General features: G+C 65.8%; 27 protein-coding genes. 4 read left to right on the forward strand and 23 right to left on the reverse strand.

The features are described from left to right. The first annotated feature begins 549 nt into the window (after positions 1-549). On the forward strand, positions 550-1,044 hold the full coding sequence (locus ON44_RS38565) for a MarR family winged helix-turn-helix transcriptional regulator (protein WP_373283277.1): 495 nt from the start codon (positions 550-552) through the stop codon (positions 1,042-1,044). 81 nt (positions 1,045-1,125) lie between these two features. On the opposite strand, the gene ON44_RS38570 is transcribed toward ON44_RS38565, so the two are convergent. Continuing rightward, positions 1,126-1,281, reverse strand: a complete 156-nt coding sequence (locus tag ON44_RS38570) for a helix-turn-helix domain-containing protein (protein ID WP_373283278.1) — start codon at positions 1,279-1,281, stop codon at positions 1,126-1,128. Between the two features lie 229 nt (positions 1,282-1,510). On the opposite strand from ON44_RS38570, the gene ON44_RS38575 reads away from it, so the two are divergent. Beyond that, complete coding sequence (locus ON44_RS38575; protein ID WP_040699661.1) at positions 1,511-1,840, forward strand: cupin domain-containing protein; 330 nt, start codon at positions 1,511-1,513, stop codon at positions 1,838-1,840. Positions 1,841-1,859: 19 nt separating this feature from the next. Here the strand turns inward: ON44_RS38575 and ON44_RS38580 are convergent, their stop codons facing one another. The 4 genes from ON44_RS38580 to ON44_RS54270 are packed head-to-tail and all read right to left on the reverse strand — an operon-like array spanning position 1,860 to position 3,611. Beyond that, positions 1,860-2,189, reverse strand: coding sequence for an SH3-like domain-containing protein (locus tag ON44_RS38580; protein WP_040699662.1), 330 nt, complete (start codon positions 2,187-2,189; stop codon positions 1,860-1,862). Continuing rightward, the gene (gene scnC / locus ON44_RS38585) at positions 2,186-2,893 is read right to left on the reverse strand and encodes a thiocyanate hydrolase subunit gamma (protein ID WP_040699663.1); all 708 of its coding nucleotides are present in this window, start codon (positions 2,891-2,893) and stop codon (positions 2,186-2,188) included. Before scnC ends, ON44_RS38580 begins: the two co-directional genes overlap by 4 nt. Continuing rightward, the gene (locus tag ON44_RS54265) at positions 2,890-3,189 is read right to left on the reverse strand and encodes an SH3-like domain-containing protein (protein ID WP_040699664.1); all 300 of its coding nucleotides are present in this window, start codon (positions 3,187-3,189) and stop codon (positions 2,890-2,892) included. The genes scnC and ON44_RS54265 overlap by 4 nt, the downstream gene beginning before the upstream one ends. Beyond that, on the reverse strand, positions 3,186-3,611 hold the full coding sequence (locus ON44_RS54270) for an SH3-like domain-containing protein (protein ID WP_040699665.1): 426 nt from the start codon (positions 3,609-3,611) through the stop codon (positions 3,186-3,188). The genes ON44_RS54265 and ON44_RS54270 overlap by 4 nt, the downstream gene beginning before the upstream one ends. Before the next feature lie 377 nt (positions 3,612-3,988). Between ON44_RS54270 and ON44_RS38600 the strand changes: the two genes are divergently transcribed. Then, the gene (locus tag ON44_RS38600; protein WP_051182987.1) at positions 3,989-6,208 is read left to right on the forward strand and encodes an MMPL family transporter; all 2,220 of its coding nucleotides are present in this window, start codon (positions 3,989-3,991) and stop codon (positions 6,206-6,208) included. A gap of 118 nt (positions 6,209-6,326) precedes the next feature. Here ON44_RS38600 and ON44_RS38605 read toward each other — a convergent pair whose 3' ends face one another. Beyond that, positions 6,327-6,857, reverse strand: a complete 531-nt coding sequence (locus ON44_RS38605; protein ID WP_157187519.1) for a hypothetical protein — start codon at positions 6,855-6,857, stop codon at positions 6,327-6,329. 380 nt (positions 6,858-7,237) lie between these two features. Between ON44_RS38605 and ON44_RS38610 the strand changes: the two genes are divergently transcribed. Beyond that, positions 7,238-7,921 carry a TetR/AcrR family transcriptional regulator gene (locus ON44_RS38610; protein WP_040699667.1) on the forward strand — a complete coding sequence of 228 codons (684 nt, stop codon included), beginning with the start codon at positions 7,238-7,240 and terminating at the stop codon, positions 7,919-7,921. 12 nt (positions 7,922-7,933) lie between these two features. Here ON44_RS38610 and ON44_RS38615 read toward each other — a convergent pair whose 3' ends face one another. From ON44_RS38615 to ON44_RS38690, 17 genes are all read right to left on the reverse strand, one after another. After that, positions 7,934-8,665 (reverse strand): DUF6390 family protein, encoded by a 732-nt coding sequence (locus ON44_RS38615; protein ID WP_040699669.1) that lies wholly within the window; start codon positions 8,663-8,665, stop codon positions 7,934-7,936. Further along, a complete protein-coding gene (gene nicT, locus ON44_RS38620) occupies positions 8,665-9,771 on the reverse strand; it encodes a Nickel transporter NicT (protein WP_218007742.1) in 1,107 nt (368 codons plus the stop codon). Before nicT ends, ON44_RS38615 begins: the two co-directional genes overlap by 1 nt. A 47-nt stretch (positions 9,772-9,818) precedes the next feature. Then, the gene (gene hypE, locus ON44_RS38625) at positions 9,819-10,907 is read right to left on the reverse strand and encodes a hydrogenase expression/formation protein HypE (RefSeq protein ID WP_040699671.1); all 1,089 of its coding nucleotides are present in this window, start codon (positions 10,905-10,907) and stop codon (positions 9,819-9,821) included. Continuing rightward, entirely contained in the window at positions 10,900-12,012 is a 1,113-nt protein-coding gene (hypD, locus tag ON44_RS38630) for a hydrogenase formation protein HypD (protein ID WP_040699672.1), read from the reverse strand. The genes hypE and hypD overlap by 8 nt, the downstream gene beginning before the upstream one ends. Beyond that, the gene (locus ON44_RS38635) at positions 12,009-12,374 is read right to left on the reverse strand and encodes a HypC/HybG/HupF family hydrogenase formation chaperone (protein ID WP_083898410.1); all 366 of its coding nucleotides are present in this window, start codon (positions 12,372-12,374) and stop codon (positions 12,009-12,011) included. The genes hypD and ON44_RS38635 overlap by 4 nt, the downstream gene beginning before the upstream one ends. Before the next feature lie 16 nt (positions 12,375-12,390). Beyond that, entirely contained in the window at positions 12,391-14,664 is a 2,274-nt protein-coding gene (gene hypF, locus ON44_RS38640) for a carbamoyltransferase HypF (RefSeq protein WP_040699673.1), read from the reverse strand. Then, positions 14,661-14,906, reverse strand: coding sequence for a HypC/HybG/HupF family hydrogenase formation chaperone (locus ON44_RS38645; protein ID WP_040699674.1), 246 nt, complete (start codon positions 14,904-14,906; stop codon positions 14,661-14,663). The genes hypF and ON44_RS38645 overlap by 4 nt, the downstream gene beginning before the upstream one ends. Positions 14,907-14,908: 2 nt before the next feature. Further along, a complete protein-coding gene (locus tag ON44_RS38650; RefSeq protein WP_040699676.1) occupies positions 14,909-15,382 on the reverse strand; it encodes a hydrogenase maturation protease in 474 nt (157 codons plus the stop codon). 1 nt (position 15,383) lies between these two features. Beyond that, positions 15,384-15,503, reverse strand: coding sequence for a DUF6893 family small protein (locus ON44_RS54275; protein WP_085998701.1), 120 nt, complete (start codon positions 15,501-15,503; stop codon positions 15,384-15,386). A 13-nt stretch (positions 15,504-15,516) separates the two neighbouring features. Beyond that, positions 15,517-16,818 (reverse strand): hypothetical protein, encoded by a 1,302-nt coding sequence (locus ON44_RS38655; protein ID WP_373283280.1) that lies wholly within the window; start codon positions 16,816-16,818, stop codon positions 15,517-15,519. Further along, entirely contained in the window at positions 16,815-17,459 is a 645-nt protein-coding gene (locus tag ON44_RS38660) for a DUF6084 family protein (RefSeq protein WP_040699677.1), read from the reverse strand. The genes ON44_RS38655 and ON44_RS38660 overlap by 4 nt, the downstream gene beginning before the upstream one ends. After that, entirely contained in the window at positions 17,459-18,088 is a 630-nt protein-coding gene (locus ON44_RS38665; protein ID WP_040699678.1) for a DUF5947 family protein, read from the reverse strand. Before ON44_RS38665 ends, ON44_RS38660 begins: the two co-directional genes overlap by 1 nt. Next, on the reverse strand, positions 18,085-18,999 hold the full coding sequence (locus ON44_RS38670; protein WP_051182988.1) for a NifU family protein: 915 nt from the start codon (positions 18,997-18,999) through the stop codon (positions 18,085-18,087). The genes ON44_RS38665 and ON44_RS38670 overlap by 4 nt, the downstream gene beginning before the upstream one ends. Positions 19,000-19,028: 29 nt before the next feature. Continuing rightward, positions 19,029-20,825, reverse strand: a complete 1,797-nt coding sequence (locus ON44_RS38675; protein ID WP_040699679.1) for a nickel-dependent hydrogenase large subunit — start codon at positions 20,823-20,825, stop codon at positions 19,029-19,031. Positions 20,826-20,837: 12 nt separating this feature from the next. Then, positions 20,838-21,893, reverse strand: a complete 1,056-nt coding sequence (locus ON44_RS38680) for an NADH-quinone oxidoreductase subunit B family protein (RefSeq protein ID WP_040699681.1) — start codon at positions 21,891-21,893, stop codon at positions 20,838-20,840. A 106-nt stretch (positions 21,894-21,999) separates the two neighbouring features. After that, a complete protein-coding gene (gene hypB, locus ON44_RS38685) occupies positions 22,000-22,800 on the reverse strand; it encodes a hydrogenase nickel incorporation protein HypB (RefSeq protein WP_040699682.1) in 801 nt (266 codons plus the stop codon). Then, positions 22,758-23,132, reverse strand: a complete 375-nt coding sequence (locus ON44_RS38690; RefSeq protein ID WP_040699684.1) for a hydrogenase maturation nickel metallochaperone HypA/HybF — start codon at positions 23,130-23,132, stop codon at positions 22,758-22,760. The genes hypB and ON44_RS38690 overlap by 43 nt, the downstream gene beginning before the upstream one ends. Positions 23,133-23,160: the final 28 nt, after the last annotated feature.

Consider the following 23,160-nt stretch of genomic DNA (forward strand, 5'->3'; position numbering starts at 1 on the left):
GTTCGATTGTGCTGTCGACGAAAACCGCTCCAGCCCAGCGGGTTCGAAGTCGAATCGCAAATGTGTTCGGTTGATTACCCGTGACTGCCTGGTAGGAAACGGATCGAAACATCGGCCTCGCAGGTTACCGTGCCCGCTCGCGGACCACTCGGGCGACGTCGATGCGTTGCCCGAGCCGGCTCGCGTCGCGCCCAGGATGAGCATCACGGCGATGAATATCCAGAGCAGTCCGAGGAATTTGTCGACCTGGCTTTCCAGCGCATGGGTATCGGTATAGGAGACGACGCCTAGCGGCTCGATTATGTTGGTACGCAAGGTTTTTCGGTCGAAATCGGAATCGGACCGGAGCAGGTATCGTTCGTGCCGCGGCCGCTGAGTCCACGCGCCGTGGTGTCGGTCGAGTAGAGAGCTGTGCCGAGCGGTTCGTCGACGAATCCGGCAAGGCGCTGTTGTTGTGTTTCCCGGCCCTGCTCAGCCGCTGTGACCACCGGAAGCCCCTTCGAGATTGTGCTAGCGGGTAAGGTCCTAACGTCGCACCGACGGAGGAGGATGATGGCGACGTCAGCCCGCTCGACACCATCGGACTCGGTCGACGAGGTCACCGACGCATTGCTGACCGCGTCCCGCCTGCTCATGGCCATCTCGGCCCGCTCGATCGCGCACGTCGACGACACGATCACGCTGCCGCAGTTCCGTACTCTGGTGATCCTCGCGACGCAAGGTCCGAGCAATCTGGCCACCTTGGCGCAGCAACTGGATGTGCAGCCTTCGACCGCGACCAGGATGGTCGAGCGACTCGTATCCGCGGAATTGCTTACCCGGCAACCCAATCCGCAGTCCCGTCGCGAGCAGATCGTCGATCTCACCGAGCACGGGCGCCACGTCGTCGCCGAGGTGACCGCGCGCCGTCGCGCCGAAATCGCCCGCGTCGTACAGACCATGCCCGCCGCGCAGCGGCAGGGGCTGGTGCGAGCACTGACCGCGTTCACCACCGCGGGGGAGGAGTGCGGAGCCGCCAAGGGGCTGCAGGCGTATCCGCTCTAGCTATCCGCGCGCGGCAACCAGTTCCGGCTCGCGGCCGCACCCGCACGAGATCGCGACCGATTCGGAGGGGTAATCCGCTGCTCAGAGCTCGTTCAGGCCGATATGGCCGTCCTGCAGTGCGCGCGCCAGCAATGCGGCCTTGGTCGCCGCCGGTCGGCCGGCGGCATGGTACTTGTCGCGGATGCGTGCGAGGTGGGTGTTGACCGTGCCCGCGGAAATGTAGAGCTGTTGGCACACTTCGGCGCAATCACCTTGTCCTGCATATGTTCCCACCCATCGAAACACGGTTGCTGCGTAGTTACGCGGTGACTCGAGGCGATCAGCACAGAATGGCTCGGGTTCGATCGCTCCGGCAAAATCGGCCAAACCGAACGGTGTGCTGGGCGAGATCTTGCTGGGCAGCGGAAAGGCGCGCGGGTGGTCCGCCCAGCGGAATAGTGCGGGGGAAATCAGCAGTTGTAGCGGTATGGAGATCACCGAGTTCCCCGGATACGAGTGGACGACCGTCGCGGATTCGCCTGTGCGAGAGCTGTTTCCGGGCATTCGCGCGCGGGCGCTGTGGAGTGGGGCCAACGGCGCGAAAGCGTATGTGCTGGAAATGGATCCGGACACCGTATGGGACGGCATCGATCTGCACGAGCCCGGACCGGAGGAGGTTTTCGTAGTATCCGGCACGTTCAACGATGGGTTCCGCGACTACCCGGCCGGATCGTTCATCCACGCTCCGGCCGGATCGTCACACATCCCGCAGTCGATCACCGGCTGCACACTGTTCGTGTTCTACCCCGAGGGCTGAAAACCGGTCGGGTGGGGAGCTACTCCCGGTTGAACCGCTCCCGGACCGCGTTCATTCGCGCGTGCAACTCGTCCGGGACGATCAATCCACGATCCATCAGCGTGTGGGCCGTCACGACGACCGATCGGGTGTGTACGGGAAAGTCGTGGTAAATCGTCTCACCGAGCGCATCCTCGGCATGGCGCCGCTCCAAGTTGTCCAATGCGCCGCGCCAGGACAGGCATTCGCACGTCGCCTGCATGCTCGACTCCCAGGGGTCGGGCTTGCGGTCGAGTTCGGGCAGCGCGTTCTCCCGCCGCGACTCTGGTTCCAGGGTGCGCAGGAGAACGTCGTAAGGGCTGCTTGTCACCGACCGCTCCTTCCCGAGGCGGCCTCGACCTGGTCCGGCGGCGCCTGCGCGGTCCAATCGACCTGCGGCACGGCCACGCCGATCATCGTGTCCCGGGTGACGATGGCCGCCAGCTGTTCCTCCGTCCAGCCCTCGGTGCCCGCCGGGCGCATCGGCATCACCATGAACCGGGACTTCTGGTTCGAATCGTGCACCCGGACCTCGACCTCGGGCGGAATGTGCAGGCCGAATTCGGCGAGTACCTCACGGGGCCAACGCACCAGGCGCCGACGGTAATTGGGGGTGCGATACCAGTCCGGCGACATACCGAGAACCGGCCGCGGGTAGCACGAACACAGCGTGCAGACGATCACGTTGTGGACCTCGGGCGTGTTCTCCAGCACGTAGAAGTAGGTGTAGTCGCTCGGCGTTCCGGATCCGGTCGGGTCGCGCCAGTCGATGCCGATCTCCTTGCAGGTCTCGGTGCCGTCGGCGAGCAGGCGCGCCTTGAACTCGGGATCCGTCCACGCCTTCGCGACCAGTCTCGATCCGCCGTGCGGACCGACAGATTCCGCCCATTCGGAGAACCGTCGGTGGTCTTCTTGCGAAAAGAGGCCCTTCTCGATGGCGAGCTCGCGAACCGCGGTCTCCAGGATCTCGAACTCGCTGATCTGCGAGCTCGTCTGGATCGGCGCGTGCGCCCCGTGATCGTGGGTCTGACTCACTTGGCATCCTCCTCTGCGGGCTCGAGCCAGCGCTCGGAGACCTCCGTCTCCAGGGTGTCGACGTCGAAGCCGGTGTATTTGGGCCAAAGATCTGTCTGGCGGAATCGCACGACGTAGAACGGTTCGAAGCGACCGTCCTCACGTCCCCACGCCTCGTCTTCCGGAATTACCCATTCGGGCCGGTATTCGACGACCACACCCGTTCGACCACGGGTGTAGGCCTGGGTGCGAGTGTGGAACATCGACGTTGCGTCTCGAACCCGGACGCGATCGCCGATTTCGTATTTCCTGGTCATTGCCGCGCCTCCAGCCGTGCGCGTACCTCGTCCAATTTCGCGGACAGTTCGTCCGGGGTGATCAAACCCTTGTTGATCAAAACCTTCGCCGCGACGGTCGCCCAGCGCGCGTAATAGGGGAGGCCGAAGTACAGCGTCGCGCCGAGGTCGTTCTCGGCTCGTCGGCGCTCCTCGGAATTCCACACGCCACGCCAGCCGAGGCATTCGCAGGTGACGTAGGTGTTCATCTCCCACGGTTCTTCATCTTTTTCGCGGTACTCGACCGGCACATCCGGCTGTCCGCCCACGTCGTGCAGGACGTGTCGGAGTGCGGTGAACAATTCGTTCGAGATCTCGTACGGCGAGTCCAGCGGTTTGCGGAACACGGGAGCGAGATCTGCTACACGAGTTTGAACTTCGTCGAATCGATTCGGTGAACTCATGAGGTCTCCGTAGTGACGGATCCGATGTTCCCCCGGCCGAGTGATCGCATACGGCGCACACCCGGTTGCGGGGCCGCGAGGCCCTATTCGAATTGCATTGATCCGACTGACAAGGCTACACGTCAAGATCGTTCGATTGAAGACGCCGCCGCCCGCCGTGTCACCCGAAAGGCCACCATGACCTGCTCGGACGCGGGTTCTGGGCGGTGCACGCGCAACGCAGTTCGGGTGGCACGTCGGACAGCCCCCAGGTCGACCTGGAGTTGCTGACCATTGCTGCGTTTATGAGGAAATCGTCAGTTGTTGTGTTATCGTACCGGCGTTGTGCGTGATCGCTTTGCTGATGTGTCAATCGGTGGCTCGGTGAGAGGACTCGTATGTCCCGGTATCTGTTCGCCCTCGGCCAGGTCGTAGCGCGTCGTCGCTGGTGGGTGCTGGCCCTGTGGATCGTGGGGCTGGTCGGCGCGATCGGTTTCGCCGTCGGCGCCGGTGGCAAGACCAACGACAACTTCACCGTCCCCGGCACCGAGTCGCAGGATGCCGTGTCATTGCTACAGCAGCGGATGCCGGCATTCAGTGGCGCGCAGATGCAGGTTGTTTTCGAAACCCCCGGCCTGGCCAAGGTGACCGACCAGCAGGTGACCGCCGAGATCGAAAAGGCGATGGCGGGGTTGAAGGGACTGCCGCAGGTCGCGGCGGTCGTCGATCCGTTCCAGGCGCAGGCGGTGTCGCCTGATCAGCGCGTGGCACTGGGTAGTGTGCAGTTCTCGGTGTCGGCGGGTGAGGTCGGCGAGGAGACCCTCAACGAGGTGGATCGCATCGCCGACTCGGCTCGCGATGCCGGTCTCACGGTGGAATTCTCCGGTGCGGTGTATCCGGGCTTCACGGCCGAGATCCCGCATACCCCGGAGATTCTCGGCATCGTCGCGGCATTCATTATCCTGCTGATCACCTTCGGTGCGGTGGTCGCCGCCGGACTGCCCATCATTACGGCGTTGGTGGGTGTGGGTATCGGGCTTACCGGGATTCTCGGCGTGGCCGCCTTCGTCGACGTGGCCTCGGCGGCGACGTCGCTGGCGCTGATGCTCGGTCTGTCCTGCGGGATCGATTACGCGCTGTTCATCCTGTCGCGGCATCGGCACCAGATCGTGCTGGGAATGGCTGCCGCCGAGTCGATTCCGCTGGCGGTCGGAACTGCGGGCAGCTCGGTGGTGTTCGCGGCGGTAACCGTGATCATCGCACTGTGCGGCCTGGTGGTCGCGGGCATTCCCTTCCTCACCGTCATGGGGCTGACGGCGGCGGGGGCGGTGCTGGTCGCCATGCTGGTCGCACTGACACTGCTGCCCGCGCTACTCGGCTTTGCCGGCGATATGGTCGCCAAGTTCATCTCGCCGCCGCTGCATCCGGGAAAGGCGGAGGAGGTCGCGCGCATCGCCGCCTACGAGCCCGAACGCACATTCGGGCACGCGTGGGGCCGATTCGTCACCCGATTCCGGATCCCCATGCTGATTCTCGGTATCGCCATTCTCGCCGCACTGGCCATCCCGGCCACGCGCATGGACCTCGGATTGCCCAGCGGTGAAACGCAATCGGAATCGAGCACCGCGCGGAAGGCGTACAACATCGTCAGTGGGTCGTTCGGCCCCGGTTTCAACGGACCCCTGCTGGTTGTCACCGACCTGTCGGCCGCTACCAGCCCGGACGCCGCGCAAACACTGATGGGCCGACTACGGCAGGTGTCCGACGTCGCCGCCGTCCAGCCCGCCGGTTCGGACAACGGGTTGCTGCTGGTCCAGGTCATCCCGAAGACCGGTCCCAACGACACCGCGACCACCGATCTGGTGCACCGGCTGCGTGACGATCGCGACAGCATCGAAAGTGGCACCAGCGCAAAGTATCTCGTCGGTGGCACGACAGCAGCGAACATCGACACCTCGAACCAGTTGGCCAAGGCGCTGCCCATCTTCCTCGCGGTCGTCGTGGGTCTGGCGCTGGTATTGCTCACGATCGCGTTCCGCACGATTCTCGTCCCGCTGTCGTCGATCGTCGGGTTCATCCTGTCGGTCTTCGCCGCCCTCGGCGCACAGGTTGCGGTATTCCAATGGGGTTGGGGTGCAAGCCTTTTCGATGTGACCAAGGCGCAGACGCTGAGCTTCCTGCCGATCATCACGCTGGCCATCATCTTCGGCCTGTCCAGTGACTATCAGATCTTCGTCGTATCCCGGATCAAGGAGGAGTACACGCGCACCGGCGAGGCGATCAGTTCGGTGCAGAACGGCGTCGCGCACTCCGCGCGCGTCGTCACCGCCGCGGCGCTGATCATGTTCGCGGTATTCGTCGCCTTCACCACCACCGACAATCCGATCGTCAAACCCTTGGCGTTCACCCTGGCGGTCGGTGTCCTGCTCGATGCCTTCATCGTCCGGCTGACGCTGGTGCCCGCGGTCATGGCCATCATCGGAAACCGCATGTGGTACCACCCGCGCTGGTTCGCGCGCTACGTCCCCGACCTCGACATCGAGGGTGTCGAACTCGAACGCCGATTCGGCCACGACGCCGAAGCTGAAGTGCCGCAAGACATTACCGGTGTGTCATGACGCCCGCTAGCCGAGCAGCACGTGCTCCTCGGTCACGAGGAAGCAGGACTGCGCCAGGTCGATGAAGTTCGGCACGCTGCGGCAATGCCGGCATGCCGCGGCGATGTTCGGCCGCCTGCTACTGCTTGCCCGGGTCGTTCACATCGGCGCTGTCGGTTTGTAGGGTGTGTCGGATGCCGCGCCAGCCCAGTGGGAGTTGGACGCGGCCTGTCCGGATATCGCTGATGAGGTGCTCGTAGCCGTCACGGACCTCGCTGAGATGGACCCATGCCGAGTGCCGAAGCTCCTCGCAGTCGGCGTGCAGCACCGTCCACCACGCCTCGGCGTAGGTCTTCGCGACATGACTGATCACCTCACCGAAGGTGTGGGTGTGGCGGCGGGCGCACCGGCTGTGCCGGACGTAGGACGCCGCCCAGGAGTTGATCTTGTCGATGACCTTCGCGATTTCCGCGTGGAGGGCCGTCTCGGTGACATCGGGTGCACGCCGTTGCGGATTCAAAACCGTCGAAATCAGGGCAGCGTGCAGATCGCCGAGTTCTCTCGCCCACGCGATCATCGGTAACGGCTCGGTGAGACGCCCCGCGATCGCGGCCAACAGTTGATCCGGCGACAGCACCGATGCCGCATCGATCGCGCTGTCCTCAGGCACCGCTATACCCGTGTCCAAGGGTGATCACCCGTCCTTCCGGCAGCGAGTGCTCACGGCGCTGCTGACCACCATCTGCGGCAGATGCCCACGTAGTGGTCGCCGCCTCGGGCGATGCGCGTCGAGATGCCGGCGGCGCTGTCGCAGAAGCTGGTCATGGGAACTGTTCGGAGGCTCGTCGTTCGATGACGGCCTCAGTGGGATGGGCGTGCTGAATCATAGGTTGTTGCTCGACTATTTCGAGGTCAATGGTTGATGCGGCGAGTGCGGCGCTGCGTCTCGGCGCATAATGCTAATACTGACTGCGCACTCAGTCAACGACTGGTCGAGCAGTCAGTGGGTGCTAAAGTCTCCGGAAATTTGGCCGAGGAGGGGTGGGATCAGTGGGTGGGCGTGCAACGGGACCGGGCAAGTCGGGCGCGATTCTCGATATTTTCACGCGCCATGTCGCCGAGAAGGGCTACGACGGAACCAGCTTCAGTGGTGTCGCAAGCGAGTTGGGTATCTCTCAGGGCCTGATCGTGCATCACTACGGGACGAAGGCGCGGTTGTTGGAAGCTCTGCATGTTTCCTACATGCGGCGTCGGATCGACGAGGCCGAGCGGATTGTGTCGAAGTTCGCCACGCCGACCGAGCAGTTGTCCGGGCTGCTGCATGCGGCCATGCTCTATCAGGTACACGATCGGAATCGGACCGTCGCCTTCCAGCGTGAGGTCGCGCGGCTCGCGCAGGAGGCTGAAGATTCCGAGGGGCGCAAGCTGCGCAGGGATTACATCGGAATCCTGCACAGCGTGGTCGATGCGGGCATTGCGTCGGGTGAGTTCCGCACTGTCGATACCAGCATCCGGAGCCTGCTCATCTTCGGTGCCGCGCAGTGGGCGTGGACGTGGTTCGAGCCGGAAGGGCGCAGATCCGCCGCGGAGGTCGGTGCCGAACTGGTAGACCTCACTCTCGGATCTCTATTGGTGGATCGCAGATCGCTGCCGCGCCTCTGCGACCCCGACGGCCCGGTGGTCGCAGCGGTACTCGAGATCATCACCGCCACCCCGCCAACCGCGTCGGAGTGAAGTCGGCGAAGTTCACGGTCGACGGGCCGCCAAACGTCGATTCGTCACGCGCAGTTGCCGTTCCGTGCTGTTGGTGAGGTCGTCGACTTGCTCGGCCGTCAACCGCCCGCACGGTTGTCCCCAGTGCAGCGCGATATCGTCCCCCGGCGCCGCGTCCGGGAGCGCAGCGTAGCCGTCGGTCCACACCGGGATGGTGCGCCGCGTCGTCTCCGACAGTGATAAGTGTGTGCCGTCCCAGCGCAATCGGCGGGTCCCGACGGTGAGGTCGTCGCGGTGGCGATCCAGTACCGTCGCGGTGGTGATGCGGCAGTTGTCGAGGATTTCCAAGGGCTGGTCGCCGCCGGTAGCGGGCAGCAGCCTGGTCCAGGGGTAGACACCGAAGACGTGGAAGCTGTGGTTCGCGGCCGCCTCCGGAGCGAGGGCAGGTCCCAGATGGGACCAGTACACAGTCGCGATCGGGGCGATGAGTCGGAGCAACTCGGCCAGGAATTCGGGACCGTCGAGTTCGGCGCCGATGCCCCCACCCAGCCAATAGGAGGCCACCAGTCGCTCGTCGAGCGGATCGGTGACGCCGGTCAGACGCGACATGGCCCGCAGGTACGGCCATGCGCCGGAGAAGCCGCGCGCCAGCACCCGCACGCGTTCGCCATCGCGGTCACGTAGTGCCGAGGTGTGCTCTGGCCCGCAGTATCCGAGGTGGTTGGGCGCGTACGCGTAGCGCGCGAACATCTCGACACCGTCCATCAGGTCGGTTCCTCCGATAGCGTTGCGCTCCAGCGGCTTTCGATGTCGCCGTAATGCCAGATCGCGAGTGCGCCTGCCCAGGTGGACGCGAAGAGGCCGACGATGATGAAACCCATCGTGGCCAGATCGAGGCCCCCGATCCAGGCGAGCACCCCGCTGGTGACATCGAGTTTCTCGGTGAGGATGGAGATGAGCTCCTGGACACCGATCAGCAGGGCCACCGCGACCGAGAGCCCGGTGACCACCAGGTTGTAGTAGATCTTGCGGATCGGTCCGGTGAAGGCCCAGCCGTAGGCGTAGTTCATGAACGAGCCATCCAGCGCGTCGAACAGCGACATGCCCGCTGAGAACAGCACGGGCAGAACGAGAATCGCGTACCAGGGCAGCCCGGTGGCGGCCGCGCCGCCTGCGATCACCAGCAGACCCACTTCGGTGACGGTGTCGAAACCGAGGCCGAACAACAGCCCCACCGGATACATCTGCCACGGCTTGCGCACCGCGCGCATGACCGGCGCCAAGACCCGGTTGAGCACGCCGCGCGAGTCCAGGGCGCGCTCGAGTTGCTCCTCGCTGTAGCCGCCGCGTCGCATAGCGCGTAAGACCTGCCAGATCCCGATCAGTGCGGCCAGGTTCAGCAGTCCGATGAGGATCAGGAAGGTGCCCGAGACCGATGTGCCGAACACCCCGGTCCACCGCTGCAATCGCGAGTCCTCGTCTTCCAGGTTCCGCGCCAGCGCGGTAACCCCGAAGGCCAGCAGCCCGACGAGCACGAAGACGATGGTGGAGTGCCCCAAGGAGAACCAGAAGCCGACCGTGATCGGTTTCTGCTTGTCCGCCACCAGCTTTCGGGTGGTGTTGTCGATCGCCGCGATATGGTCGGCGTCGAAGGCGTGTCGCATGCCCAGCGTGTAGGCGGTGACGCCGAGCCCGACGCCGAATATCGCGCCGTCCACCTGGTGCTCGTCGGGCACGACCAGCAACAGCAGCGTCCCCCACCCCACGATGTGCAGTATGACGATTGTCGCTGCCATGCCGAGGATGCCGCGACGCTGTCCGCCGTCGCATCCGGCCCAGGCATCTCGCAGCTTCGTGGTGATTGTCGGCATCGCCACGGTCCCACTTTCCCACTCGTCCGGCGGAGCCGCCGCCGTGTTCAACAGATTCGCGGTAGCTGCTCTCCTGCGGGCAGGTCGACGACACGGGTGCCGCCGAGAGCGGTGCGGGCCACCACCATCCCCGGGTGCTCGGCAACGCAGTGACCCACGATTGCCGCGTGGGCGCCGAGCGGATGCGCGTGCATGGCGTCGAGGACGCGGTCGGCATCGGCGGGGGATACGAACGCGACGAGTTTGCCTTCATTGGCGACATACAGCGGGTCGAGACCGAGTAACCCGCAGGCGTCGCGCACCCCGACGGGCACCGGTATCGCCCGTTCGTCGAGTTCTACGCCGACGCTCGCGGCACGGGCGATCTCGTTGAGGGAGGCGCCCATGCCGCCGCGTGTGGGATCGCGCAGCACGTGCACATCGGCGCCGGTGGCGAGCATGGCCGCGACCAATCCGTGCAGTGGCGCGGTATCGCTGCACAGTGTCGTGCCGAACTCGAGTCCTTCCCGGCAGCTCAGTACCGCGATACCGTGCAGCCCGATCTCGCCGCTGACCAGCACCATATCGCCGGGCCGTGCTCGCTGGGGCCGGATGTCCACGCCTGCTGGAACCAGTCCGATGCCCGCGGTGTTTATGAAGATGCCATCGCCGTGCCCGGCGTCGACGACCTTGGTGTCGCCGGTGACCAGCCGGACCTCGGCCGCGAGCGCGGCGGTGCCGACGGCTTCGGCGATGCGGGCGATCTCGGCCAGCGCGGTGCCCTCTTCGAGGATGAACGCGGTCGAGAGCGCCATCGGCCGGGCGCCGGACATCGCCAGATCGTTCACGGTGCCGTTCACGGCGAGGTCACCGATCGAGCCGCCCGGGAACACCAGCGGCTTGACCACGAACGAATCGGTGGAGAACGCCAGTCGCATATCGCCGAGCTGGAGCACCGCCGAATCGCCGAGCTCGGTGTCGGCGGCCGCGCCGAATGCTGGGAGGAACAGGTGCTCGATCAGTTCGCCCGACATCGCACCACCGCCGCCGTGTCCCATCACGATATTGGGTGCGTCGCGCAGCGGCATGGGGCAGACCCAACCATCGATGTCGAGCGGGGGCGATGCGGCCGCCCCACTGCCGTTGGTGTCAGGCATGGGCAACCTCCGCGGGAAGATCGAGACGCCGGTACAGGTAGTACGCGGCACAGGCGCCTTCGGAGGAAACCATCGTGGCACCCAACGGGTTTCGCGGGGTGCATTCCTTGCCGAATGCGGCGCATTCGTGAGGTTTGATCAAGCCTTGGAGCACTTCACCGGACCGACACACCGAGGACTCGGCGGTGTGCAGATCCCCGACGGAGAAACGCTGTTCGGCGTCGTAGTCGCGGTAGCGCGGTGACAGCCGCCAGCCGCTTCGGGGGATCACGCCGATGCCGCGCCACGCCCGGTCGGTGACCTCGAAGACGTCCTCGAGCATCGCCTTGGCCGCTGGATTCCCGGCCGCGGCTACCGCGCGGGGATAGGCGTTTTCGACCTCGTGGCGTCCCTCCTCGAGCTGGAGCACGGTGCGCCGGATGCCTTCGAGGATGTCCAGCGGTTCGAATCCGGTGACCACCATCGGAACCTTGTATTTCTCGGCCAGCGGCGGATATTCGCCGGTGCCCATCACCGTGCAGACGTGCCCGGCGGCGAGGAATCCCTGGACCCGGCAGCTGGGCGACTCCATGATCGCCGCGATGGCAGGCGGTACGAGCACGTGCGAGACCAGCAGTGAGAAATTCTCGATGCCGAGCCGTTGGGCCTGGTACACCGTCATCGCGTTGGCGGGCGCGGTGGTCTCGAATCCGATGCCGAAGAACACCACCTGCCGATCCGGGTTGTTCTTGGCCAGTTCCAGCGCATCCAGTGGCGAGTAGACCACCCGCACGTCGCCGCCCTCGCTCTTGACCCGGAACAGATCCTTGTGACTGCCGGGTACCCGCAGCATGTCGCCGAAGGAGCAGAAGATCACCCCCGGCCGTGCGGCGATCTCCAATGCCTTGTCGATCACCTCGAGCGGGGTGACGCACACCGGACAACCGGGCCCGTGGATCATCTCGATCTGATCCGGCAACAGCTGGTCGATGCCGTGGCGGATGATCGAATGTGTCTGTCCGCCACACACTTCCATGATCGACCAGCGCTTGCTGGTGGTGGCCTGGATACGGTCGAGCAGGTGCCGCGCCAGCTCGGGATTGCTGAATTCGTCCAGGTATTTCATGACTTCGCCTCCAGGTCGTCGACGGTCGCGCCCGGCGCGGATGCGTCGGAATCGTTCGCCCCGGGTTGTGGGGCTTCGGGGTTGTCGACACCGGCCTGCTTCGCCGCGAGCGCGAAACCGTCGCCGAACTCCTCCTTCAGTACGCCGAGATGTTCGAACTCGGCCAGCGTCCGCAATGCGGATTCTTCATCCAGGCGTTGGATCGCGAACCCGACGTGCACCACGACGTAATCGCCGACGGCCACGTCCGGGATGTATTGCAGGCACACGTCTTTGTGCACGCCGCCGAAGTCGACCTCCGACATCAGCGTGCCGTCGCGTTCGTTGACGCTGAGCACCTTTCCGGGAACCGCAAGACACATCGCTTGTCTCCTTCACTCACACCGCACCGGCTACCAGGAGCTGACCGAACGCGATCCCGCCGTCGTTCGGTGGCAGTCTGCGATGACTGATGACACGGAATCCGTCGCGTCGTAGCAGACGGGTACAGCTCGACAACAACAGCGCGTTCTGGAACACACCGCCCGACAGCGCGATCACCGACTCGGGCGCGGCGAATCGCCGTGCCGTGTCGTGCACGAGGTCGGCGACGGCGGCGTGGAATCGGGCGCCGATGACGGTGGGCGGTATGCCGCCTGCGGCGTCGGCGACGACCTCGGCGAGTACCGGGGCAGGATCGATCCGGGCGGGATCGCCGTCGTGCCAAGCGAACCGGTATCGACCCGCCGTCCCGCGGGCCCCGCGGGCCAGACCTTCGAGTTCGATCGCTGCCTGCGCCTCATAGTCGACGACGTGCCGCACCCCGGCCAGCGAGGCGACCGCGTCGAACAGCCTGCCCATGCTCGAGGTCGGCGCGCAGCCGAGACCTGTGTCGAATTGGTGCGCGAGCACCGCCCGCTCGGCATCAGGGCAGGCGTCGACCGAGGCGATGCCGGGGGACCACTCGATGCCCGCCGCGCGAAGATGCGAAAGGGCCATCCGATAGGGCTTGCGGACGCTGAGGTCGCCGCCCGCCAAGGGCACATAGGACAGGTGCGCCATGCGCCGGTAGCCCTTGTAACCGGCGACGAGCACCTCGCCGCCCCAGATCGCGCCGTCGGGTCCGTACCCGGTGCCGTCGAAGGCGATGCCGAGGACCGTCTCGTTCGCATCGATCCCGTGCTCGCCCATCACCGCGGCCAGATGCGCGTGATGGTGTTGCACGGTATGCACAGGTCGGTCGCCCGCGTGCGCACGGGCCCATGCGGTGGAACGGTAGCCGGGGTGGGCGTCGGCAGCGAGCTGGGTCGGGTGCACGCAAGTGAGTTCCTCCAGGTGGGAGCGCGCCGTGTCGAACGCCTGCAAGGTGGCCAGATCGTCCATGTCGCCGATGTGCTGACTGAGCCAGGCATACCGTCCGTCGGCGACGGCGCAGGTGTTCTTCAGGTCGGCGCCGACCGCCAGGGTCGGCGGAACCGGGATGGGCAGTGCCAGCGGGAGCGGCGCGTAGCCGCGGGAGCGGCGCACCGGCAGCTCGGCGCCGTCCACGACACGCACCACCGAGTCGTCGCACGGGACGAGAATGCGCCGGTTGTGGCCGAGCCAGGCGTCGGCGAGCCCGGCCAGGCGGGTGCGGGCGTCGGCGTCGTCGTAGCAGATCGGTTCGCCGCCGAGATTGCCGGAAGTCATCACCAGTACGCCGGGGCCGGGCGGGTCGCCGGGCAGACCGAACAACAGCAGATGCAATGGGGTGTAGGCGAGCATCACTCCGAGGTCCGGGTTGCCTGGTGCGACCGCGTCGGCGACGGGGCGTTCGCCGCGCGGCAGCAGGACGATCGGCCGCTGCGGACCGCTCAGCAGGGCCGCACCGGTGGGATCGATGGTCACGATGCGCGCCGCGGCGTCCAGGTCGGCGACCATGACGGCGAACGGCTTGTTGCCGCGCCGCTTGCGGCGACGCAATTCGGCCACGGCGATGTCGTTGCCCGCGTCGCAGGCGAGGTGGTATCCCCCGATACCTTTGACCGCGAGAATGCCTCCGGCGCACAGCAATTCGCGTGCCGCGGCGAGTGGCCGCGCCGGATCGTCGGGCCCGGTGTAGGACAGGGTGGGCCCGCAGTCCGGGCAGGCGATGGGCTGGGCGTGGAACCTGCGATCGGCGGGGTCGGCGTATTCGCCGGCGCAGTGCGGGCACATGGCGAAATCGGCCATGGACGTGCGCTCGCGGTCGTAGGGCAGCCCGGCGATGATGGTGAATCGCGGGCCGCAGTTGGTGCAGTTGACGAAGGGGTGGCGGTAGCGGCGGTCGCCGGGGTCACGCAGTTCGCGCGCGCAGTCCGCGCAGATCGCCACATCGGGCGAGACCAGGGTACGTCCGGCGCCGTCGCGCCGGGTGTCGCCGATCAGGAACCCGGTACCGCCGCGGAGATCGACCGCGGTCTGCTCGACCGAGGCAACGGCGGCCAGCGGTGGCGGGGAGTCGTGCACTCGGCGAATGAACTCCCGCACCGATGCCTCGGCGCCCTCGATCTCGATGACGACGCCGTCCGTATCGTTGGCGACACGGCCGGTCAGCGCCAGCTCGACGGCCGTGGTGTAGACGAACGGCCGGAATCCGACGCCCTGCACCACGCCGCGCACGAGCAGGCGGCGGCGAACGCGCTCGTCGTTCACGGCTGTTCTCCACTGCCGAGCAGGCGCAGCCCGGCCATCGCCCGCTCCGCGCCATCAGCGTCTGTCTTCTCGACGACGAATCCCATGTGGATGATCACCCAATCACCCGGCGCGGCGGGCTGATCCTCGTCGAGCAGACCGATATTGACCTGGCGCTTCTCACCGGTTACCTCGACCACGGCGATCTGCCCGTGGTAGCCGTCCGGAATCTCCACGATCCGCCCCGGAATGCCAAGGCACATGATCACACCTCCTGTCCGGCGCGCAATTGCGCCGCGATGCGCGTGACCTCGGCTGCCGCAGGTTCGACGGCCGCGGCGACGACAGGGCTGAGGCCGATTCCCTCGGCCACCGAGTCGACCTGGCAACCGACGACGACCGTCGGCGGCACCACACCGCCGAGCGCGCGCACCGCGGCGAAGACCGCCTCCGGATTCATCGCGTGCGCGTCCATGGCCGTCGTCGCCCCCGACTCGGGTTCGGCGCGCAGGATCTGCACGCGACCGGGTGCACCGGTATTCGGCAGGGCGTCCACCAGCACCACCGCATCCCACCCGTCGAGCAGGTCGTAGGCCAAGTGCAACCCGCGGATGCCGTAGTCGACGATCCGCTGGTTCTGCTCCGACGTCGTGGGCAGCCGACTGACCACCTCGGGGCCGAATCCGTCGTCGCCGAGGAAGATATTGCCGATCCCGGCAACGAGCACGCGGGCGCTCATCTCACATGTGGCGAATCTTCAGATAACGCCGGAGGTCGGGGATCGACCGTATGCCGAGATACGCGCCGACCACGACGATGACCGCCACCACGGCGGTGGAGACCACACCTACTGCTTCCATGACCCTCTTCCTTTCACTCGTCGCCGTTGACAATCGGTTCGAGCTCATCGGGAGCGAAATACAGGTAGCGGCCGTACCATTCGTGCAGATCGGCCGCCGGATCGTCCTCGATGACCACCCCGACGTGCGTTTCGCCGTCGACGTCGGCGTGCACCGAGGTGACGCGCGCCGCCCTGCCCTCGTAGAACAGGTCGTGGGCGTCGGCGCGTCGCGTCGGGCGCAACCGAACCCGGCTACCCTGCCGCACCAGCACCCCGGCGATCGGGACCGCGTCGGACTCCGGGCGCACCGCACCGTCGGCCGCGGGATCCCACCAGCTCATGCCCTCGGGCACCTCGGGAACCAGGTGCGGTGTCGGCTCGCGCCACAGTCCGTGCAGGTCGTGCATGGCCTCGGGCGTCATGCGATCGCAGCGGTCGATGATCTCGGCCGCTCTCGGATCGGTGGCGCGGGCCCGTTCCTTTTCGTCGTCGGTGAGCGTCATGACCCGCAGGGTGAGGATTTCGTCGATCTCGGTGGAGTCGAACAGCTGGCCCGCGCTCTGCTCGGCGACCTCGGGATGGTCGTAGAGGATGATCGGCGACACCAGGACTACGTCGTTGTGGCCCGGCGGCCCGGCCAACACCGGGAAACAGCGGTGCTGGGTGCAGTGTTCGACGGCCGTCTCGGCGCCGGGTTCGGGGTCGAGAAGCGAGACGAACTCGCCGCCGTCGAGTTCGGCGATCACGTGGGCGCCGAGCATGGAGCGGACGGTGGCGTCGTCCGAGCTGGTGGCCGCGCCGCCGCTGTTGCGCAGCCGTATTCCGATGCGTCGATAGTCGCCCTCGGGGGCGACGGTCAATTCGAGTGTGCCCTCGATCGGTGCTCGGGTGCGTACCACCACGCCCGCCGTCGATCCTGGAATCGGTTCGACCGCCTGCCAGCCCGGTACTTCGATCGGCATCGTCATATTCGTCAACGGCCAAGGACCGCAGGGTATTTCGCATTCGGTGGCCTCGTCCCAGCTGACCCATCGGCGACCGTCGACGATCAGTTCGGCGCGCGCGGTTCCGTCCAGTTCGACCGTTCGGCGCTGCAATTGCAGGAACCGCGCGGTGAGCGTGATCCGCGTGGCACCGGACGCGCGGACGAGGCATTCGGCGGCCAGTGAATCGTCCTCACCGAATCCGGCCGCGGCCGCATCGCGTGGGCCGAGCACACCGAACTGCCAGCGGGACTGGTTTTTTCGGGCGTCCGACCGGTAGGGGTACAGCAGATATCCCTCGTACAGCACGGCGTCGGCGACGGCGCGGGCACGGGTCATGGCGGCGTTCACGGCGCGGACTCCTCGGTGAGAAGTTTCGCGACAGCGTCGTCGAATCCGAGCAACCCGTGCGAAGACTTGTAGGTGGCCAGCGCTTCGACATTCTCCCGGCGCAACCGCACCCAGCCGGAGTTCGGATAGTGGGCGTCCATGAGATCGCGCCATACGGCGACCGGCATGTCGAATTTGTCCTCGCGGTCCCACGGCACCTGCTGAACCGCGAAACCCGTTTCCCCTCTGATGAATACGGTGCCGCTGAACAGGAAGATCAGGGGTACGGTGCCCTCGCGCAGGGCATGCAGGTACTTCGATCCGGTGACCTCGAAGTCGTAGGTGCACGGCATCGGCAGTTCCACCTCGGCGCCGCCGGAGAAGCCGGGCACCATGGTGGCACAGTGCATCCAGGTGAACGACTTCTGTGTTTCGTGCCAGCGTTCGCGTGGGCCGAAAAGGTCCAGCAGCCCCGTGCCTTCGGCGTCGGAGTAGCCGCGCCGGAAGGGTTCGATGCGCACCTGGGCGCGCAGCGCGATCGCGTGCACCGGCTCCTCGGCCAGCGCGGCGATGCCGATGCGCGCCGACAGATTCGGGGCGACCGCGTATGGTTCCGGCCGCACCTCGAGCACCGCGAAGGTCATCGAATAGGCCGGGCTCATCACGCCACCTCCGGCCGGGCCCGAGCCGACATCGTGGTGAAGAATTCCGCGATGTAGTCCCTGGCCTCCTTGCCGCCGTCGAACCCGCGCCACAGCATCCGCATCCGTCCGACGAACTCGTAGCAGGCATCGATCGGCAGCAGCAGGACCGCACCGGGACCGCCGCGTTCGGGCATCCGGATGAGCAGGGCCTCGACATCCGGTGCGAGCCGGTCGAGTTCGGGATGGCGATCCAGCATCGCCCGCCAATCCCGCAGCGGCAGTTCGGATTCGGTAGCCCCTGCCGGTCCCGGATAGAACGCGACAGTGCGTTCGAGTGCCGAATTGACGAAGAAGAACGCCAGGCCGACCGGGATGTCGAGGGCGTCCCATTCGCCCTGACCGATCGCGCAGTCGGGGAACGAGACGTAGTGGTCGGGCACTGCCCGGTAGCGCAGCGCGGCATGCTGATCGGTGAACAGCAGATAGCAGCCCACGCATACGCACATCAGCTGCCTGCCTTCGATATCCACCACATGCCGGTGCTGTGCACCGACCGGTTCGGCGCACATTTCGCACCGCTCTCCGGCCGCCGCGGGCGGGGGCGGATCGGTCGCGATACGACGCAGTGCGCGCAGGCCCTGGTTCATCCGCGGACCTCCGCGGGCACCGCCACCGAGATCTCACCGGAGCGTACGAGCACGGGCAGCGGCTCGAGATGCCCCTCGCCGTCCAACCGCATTCCGGCGTGCACCACGTCGAAATGAGCCAAGCACCCCGGACAGCGCAGCACCGCCGAGTCGGCCGGGGCTCCCATCCTGCGGTGCAGCGCGGCCCCCGCCATCGAACGCCCACAGGCCGCGCAGCGGTCGCGATAGACGAACAGGTCCGCGCCGACCCTGCAGGCCAGCACCGGCACATCGGCCACCGTGAACCCGCCGACCTCGCCTGCCGCCAAGTCCGCGAGCTCCGGGACCGAGATCCAGCTGCCCGCGGGCGGATCAGCGGTGTGTACCCGCGCGAACAGCGCGTCGGCCGGTATTACGCCCGCCTGCGGCTGTGCCGCTGCGGCGACCACCTCGATGGCCTCGATTTCCGGTGCGGCCGCACGCACCGCGTCCTCCACCGCCAGTTCCAGTGTCACCGACGATGACGGGCACGTGCGGCAGCTGCCGGACAGTTCGAGCCGCACGATACCGTCGGCGACATCGATGAGCGTCACATCGCCGCCGTGCGAGCCGAGGTACGGGCGGACGCTGTCCAGCGCCGTCGCTACCCTCGTTCGCACGTCGTGCGGGTGCAGGCCGTGCACCAATAGCAGGCTCGCGACCAGATCGTCGCGGGTCAACTCCTCGACGATCCGGTCGTCCAGCACGGCGACGATCCGGCCGAATGCCGCGCCGTAGAGGTCGACGACCTCACGCACGAGACGCTCGGCGCGCTCGCGCGCCACCGGGCCGCCTGCCGAACAGGCATCCAGCAGGGTGTCGATCCGATCACCCGCGCCCCGCCACTGGTTGTCGTCCGTCGGTCTGGCTCGCTGCTGCGGGCGATCATCCACGCTGTGCCTCCAGTCGTCGACCCGACCTGTCATTCCGCGGTGAGCGCCTGCGTGGGTGAATGCACCTTGTCCAGGGTTACGCCGTTGCCCAGATACATGTGCACCCCGCAGGGCAGGCACGGATCGAAGCTGCGCACCGTGCGCATGATGTCGATGCCCTTGAAGTGCTCCCGGTCGTTCTCCTCGAAGATCGGCTGGCCTTGTACCGCGTCCTCGTAGGGCCCCGGAGTACCGAAGGAGTCACGCGGACTGGCGTTCCACGGCGTCGGCGGATACGGGTGGTAGTTGGCGATCTTGCCGTCCCGGATGACCATGTGGTGCGACAGCACACCGCGCACCGCCTCGGTGAAACCACAGCCGATGCCCTCGCCGGGCACCTCGAAGTGCTCCCAGGTCTTGGTGTTGCCCGCCCGGATCTCACCGAGCGCCTGCTCGGCGAAGTGCAGCGCGCACGCCGCCGCGTAGGCCTGGAAGTAGGTCCGCGCCCGGTTGCGTTCGATCGTGTTGCTGCCGTGCGCCGGAATCTTCCATTCCAAGGTGACGGGGCCCTTCAACGCGGTCTTGGGCAGGTTGATTTGCACGCTGGATCCGGTGGATTTGACGTAACCGATGTCCACCAGCCCGGCCAGCGCCGTCACCCACAGGCGAGCCAGCGGCCCACCGCCCGTGTCGAGCGCGAGATGGTCCTTGCCGTCGAACCAGCGGGGCGACATCACCCAGCTGTATTTGTCGTCCAGATCGCGCTTCTGCGGTTGGGGGTTGGTGTGCTGATTCCACGGATGGCGCCGGTCGATCGGATTGCCGAGCGGATCGGTCGTGACGAACATTTCCTGATCGGTCCAGTCCTCGTAATACGAACTGCCCAACAGGATCCGGAGGCCGAGATTGATATCGACCAGCGAGGTGGTGATCAGCTTCCCGTCGACGACGACGCCGGGGTTGACGAACATCCGCCGACCCCACTGCTCCATATCCTTGTATTCGAAGTTGCACACCGCGGGATCTTGGAACGATCCCCAGCAGCCGAGCAGTGTGCGGCGCAGCCCTACCTGCTCGTAGCCCGGCAGCGCCTCGTAGAAGAAGTCGAACAGGTCGTCGTGCATCGGCACGACCTTCTTCATGAACTCCACATACCGCATCAGCCGCGACATGTAGTCGGTCATCAGCTGAATCGTCGCGACCGTGCCGACCCCACCGGGATACAGCGTCGACGGGTGCACGTGCCTGCCCTCCATGAGGGAGAACATTTCGCGCGTGTACCGACTGACCTGCAGCGCCTCCCGATAGAACTCGCCGCTGAACGGATTGAGCGCCCGCATGATGTCGGCGACGGTGCGGTAGCCGTGGTCACCGGCGTGCGGCGCCTCGGTGCGCTCGGCGCGTTCGAGCACGCCCGGGTTGGTCTCGGCGACCATCTTCTCGCAGAAGTCCACCCCGACCAGGTTCTCCTGGAAAATATTGTGGTCGAACATGTACTCGGCGGCCTCGCCGAGGTTGACGATCCACTCGGCGATAGGAGGTGGTTTGACCCCGTAGGCCATGTTCTGGCAATAGCACGAGCAGGTCGCGTGGTTGTCACCGCAGATGCCGCAGATGCGGCTGGTGATGAAGTGCGCGTCGCGCGGGTCCTTGCCCTTCATGAAAATCGAATAGCCGCGGAAGATCGATGAGGTGCTGTGGCACTCGACGACCTCGCGATTGGAAAAGTCGATCTTGGTGTAGATGCCCAGGCTGCCCACTATGCGGGTGATCGGATCCCAGGCCATCTCTACCAGGGCGTCGGGTTCGATCTTGCGAAGCGACGGATCGGGAATGATCTCTGTCATCGAAATATCTCCCTACCAGGTGCGTGTCGCGCCGGATTCGAGCTTCCCGCCCTTGTGCCGCCAGCGCGGTTCCTTGTCGACGGTGCGGCCGGTGATGTGGCGAAGACTGCGGATCACCGACCCGTACAGCCCGGAAGCGGTCGAGGAGATCTTGCCGCCCGGCGGTTCGTCCATGAACGGCATGAACTTGTCCGGGAATCCCGGCATCGTGCAGCCGATGCAGATGCCACCCACATTCGGGCACCCGCCCACGCCGTTGACCCAGCCGCGCTTGGGCACATTGCACTTGACGACCGGACCCCAACAGCCCAGCTTCACAATGCATTTCGGTGATCCGTACTCCTCGGCGAAATCACCCTGCTCGTAGTAGCCCGCTCGGTCGCAACCTTCGTGCACGGTGGCGCCGAACAACCACTTCGGGCGCAGCGCATCGTCGAGCGGGATCATCGGCGCCTGGCCGGTGGCCATATAGAGAAGGTATGTAAGGGTCTCGGACAGATTGTCGGGCTGGATCGGACAGCCGGGCACGCAGACGATCGGTATGCCCGCTTTGCTCTTCCAATCCCAGCCGAGATAGTCCGGGACACCCATCGCGCCGGTCGGATTTCCCGCCATGGCGTGGATACCTCCGTACGTCGCGCAGGTGCCTACGGCGACCACTGCGGTCGCCTTGGGCGCCAGCCGATCGAGCCATTCGCTCGTCGTCATCGGCTGACCGGTCGCAGGATTGTTGCCGAAGCCGCACCAGTAACCCTCGTCGTGCAACTGCTCATTGGGGATCGACCCCTCGACGACCAGAACGAACGGATCCAGTTCGCCCCGATCTCCCTTGAAGAACCACTCCAGGAAATCGTCCGCGCCGCCCGTCGGACCGCATTCGAAATCGATGAGCGGCCAATGCACGGCAATCTTCGGTAAACCGGGGAGTGATCCGAGTGCGATCTCTTCGATGCTCGGCTGGGTGGCGGCGGTGAGGGCCACCGAATCGCCGTCGCAGCTGAGTCCCGCATTGATCCAGAGGACGTGGATCAGGGTGTCTTCGGCTTTTACTGCTTCCTGAGTTGGCATCGGACTGCCACCTTCCGCAGCGGGGGCACGCGGATACGGTCAGCTCCAGCATCGCATCCGCGCGTGACTCTGATCACATGAGTCTAGGTCTGAGAGCGAATGGCTTTCAAGGTTTCGATATGCCAGTGGTTAGCCGTGCGGCGAGCCAGTCGTACCAGTAAGCCAGTCCATCGCCGGTGGTCGCCGATACCGGAACGATCGTTACGCCGGGATTCACCGACCGCGCGTATTCCTCGCAACGCTCCAGATCGAAGTCCACATAGGGCAGCAGATCGGTCTTGTTGATCAGCACCAGCTCCGCCGCGGCAAACATGTGCGGGTACTTCAACGGCTTGTCGGTGCCCTCGGTGACCGAGACGATCACGACCTTGCCCGCTTCGCCGAGATCGAACAATGCCGGACAGACCAGATTGCCCACATTCTCCACGAACAGCAGGCTGTCCGGCGCCGGTTCCAACGCGTCGAGAGCCCGTCGCATCATGTCCGCATCGAGATGGCAGCCCGCGCCGGTATTTACCTGCACGACCTTGCAGCCGGTTGCCTCGATGCGCTGCGCATCCAGCACAGTGGCCTGATCGCCCTCGATGACGGCCACCGGAACCGAGTCGAGCTCGCGGATCGTCCGCTCGATCAGGGTCGTTTTCCCAGCGCCGGGCGAACTGGTCATATTCAGCGCCAAGATCCCGCGTTCACGCAATCGCGCACGGTTCGCCGTGGCGAGCTCGTCGTTCTTGGCGAGCACCTTGTGTTCGAGGGTCAGTGTGGTCAGAGCGTGTTCGTGGGAGTGCTCGTGTTCATGCCCGGGACCATGCTCATGGTGGCCATGATCGTGCAGGTGATCGCGGTCCAGGTGTCCGACGGTGATCACAGCGACCCCGTCGCCCTCGCATCCGCAGGTTGCGCACATTGCTCACTCACCTCCATCGATACGATTCGAAGTTCCCGCCCCGCAGTGATCTCGACATCGGCGCTGCCGCAACGGCACAGCACGATGAGGTCGGGCAGAAGGAATTCCGCCCCGCAGTTCCGGCAACGCGCTGTCCCCTCGACAATGCGCAGGTTCAGTCGTGCTCCCTCGGCGAGGGTTCCCTCGGTGGCAAGCTCGAAACAGAACTGCATGGACTCGGGCACCACAGCGCACAGCGCGCCGACCTCGACCGTCACGTCGTGCACCATGCGCCCTTGCGCATGCTCACAGACGGCGTCGACAAGGTACTGGGTTATAGCCATTTCATGCATCCCGACCTCGCCTTTCGACAAGCCCCGC

It is taken from the genome of Nocardia vinacea NBRC 16497 (assembly GCF_000308835.1).
Taxonomy (GTDB): Bacteria; Actinomycetota; Actinomycetes; order Mycobacteriales; family Mycobacteriaceae; genus Nocardia; species Nocardia vinacea.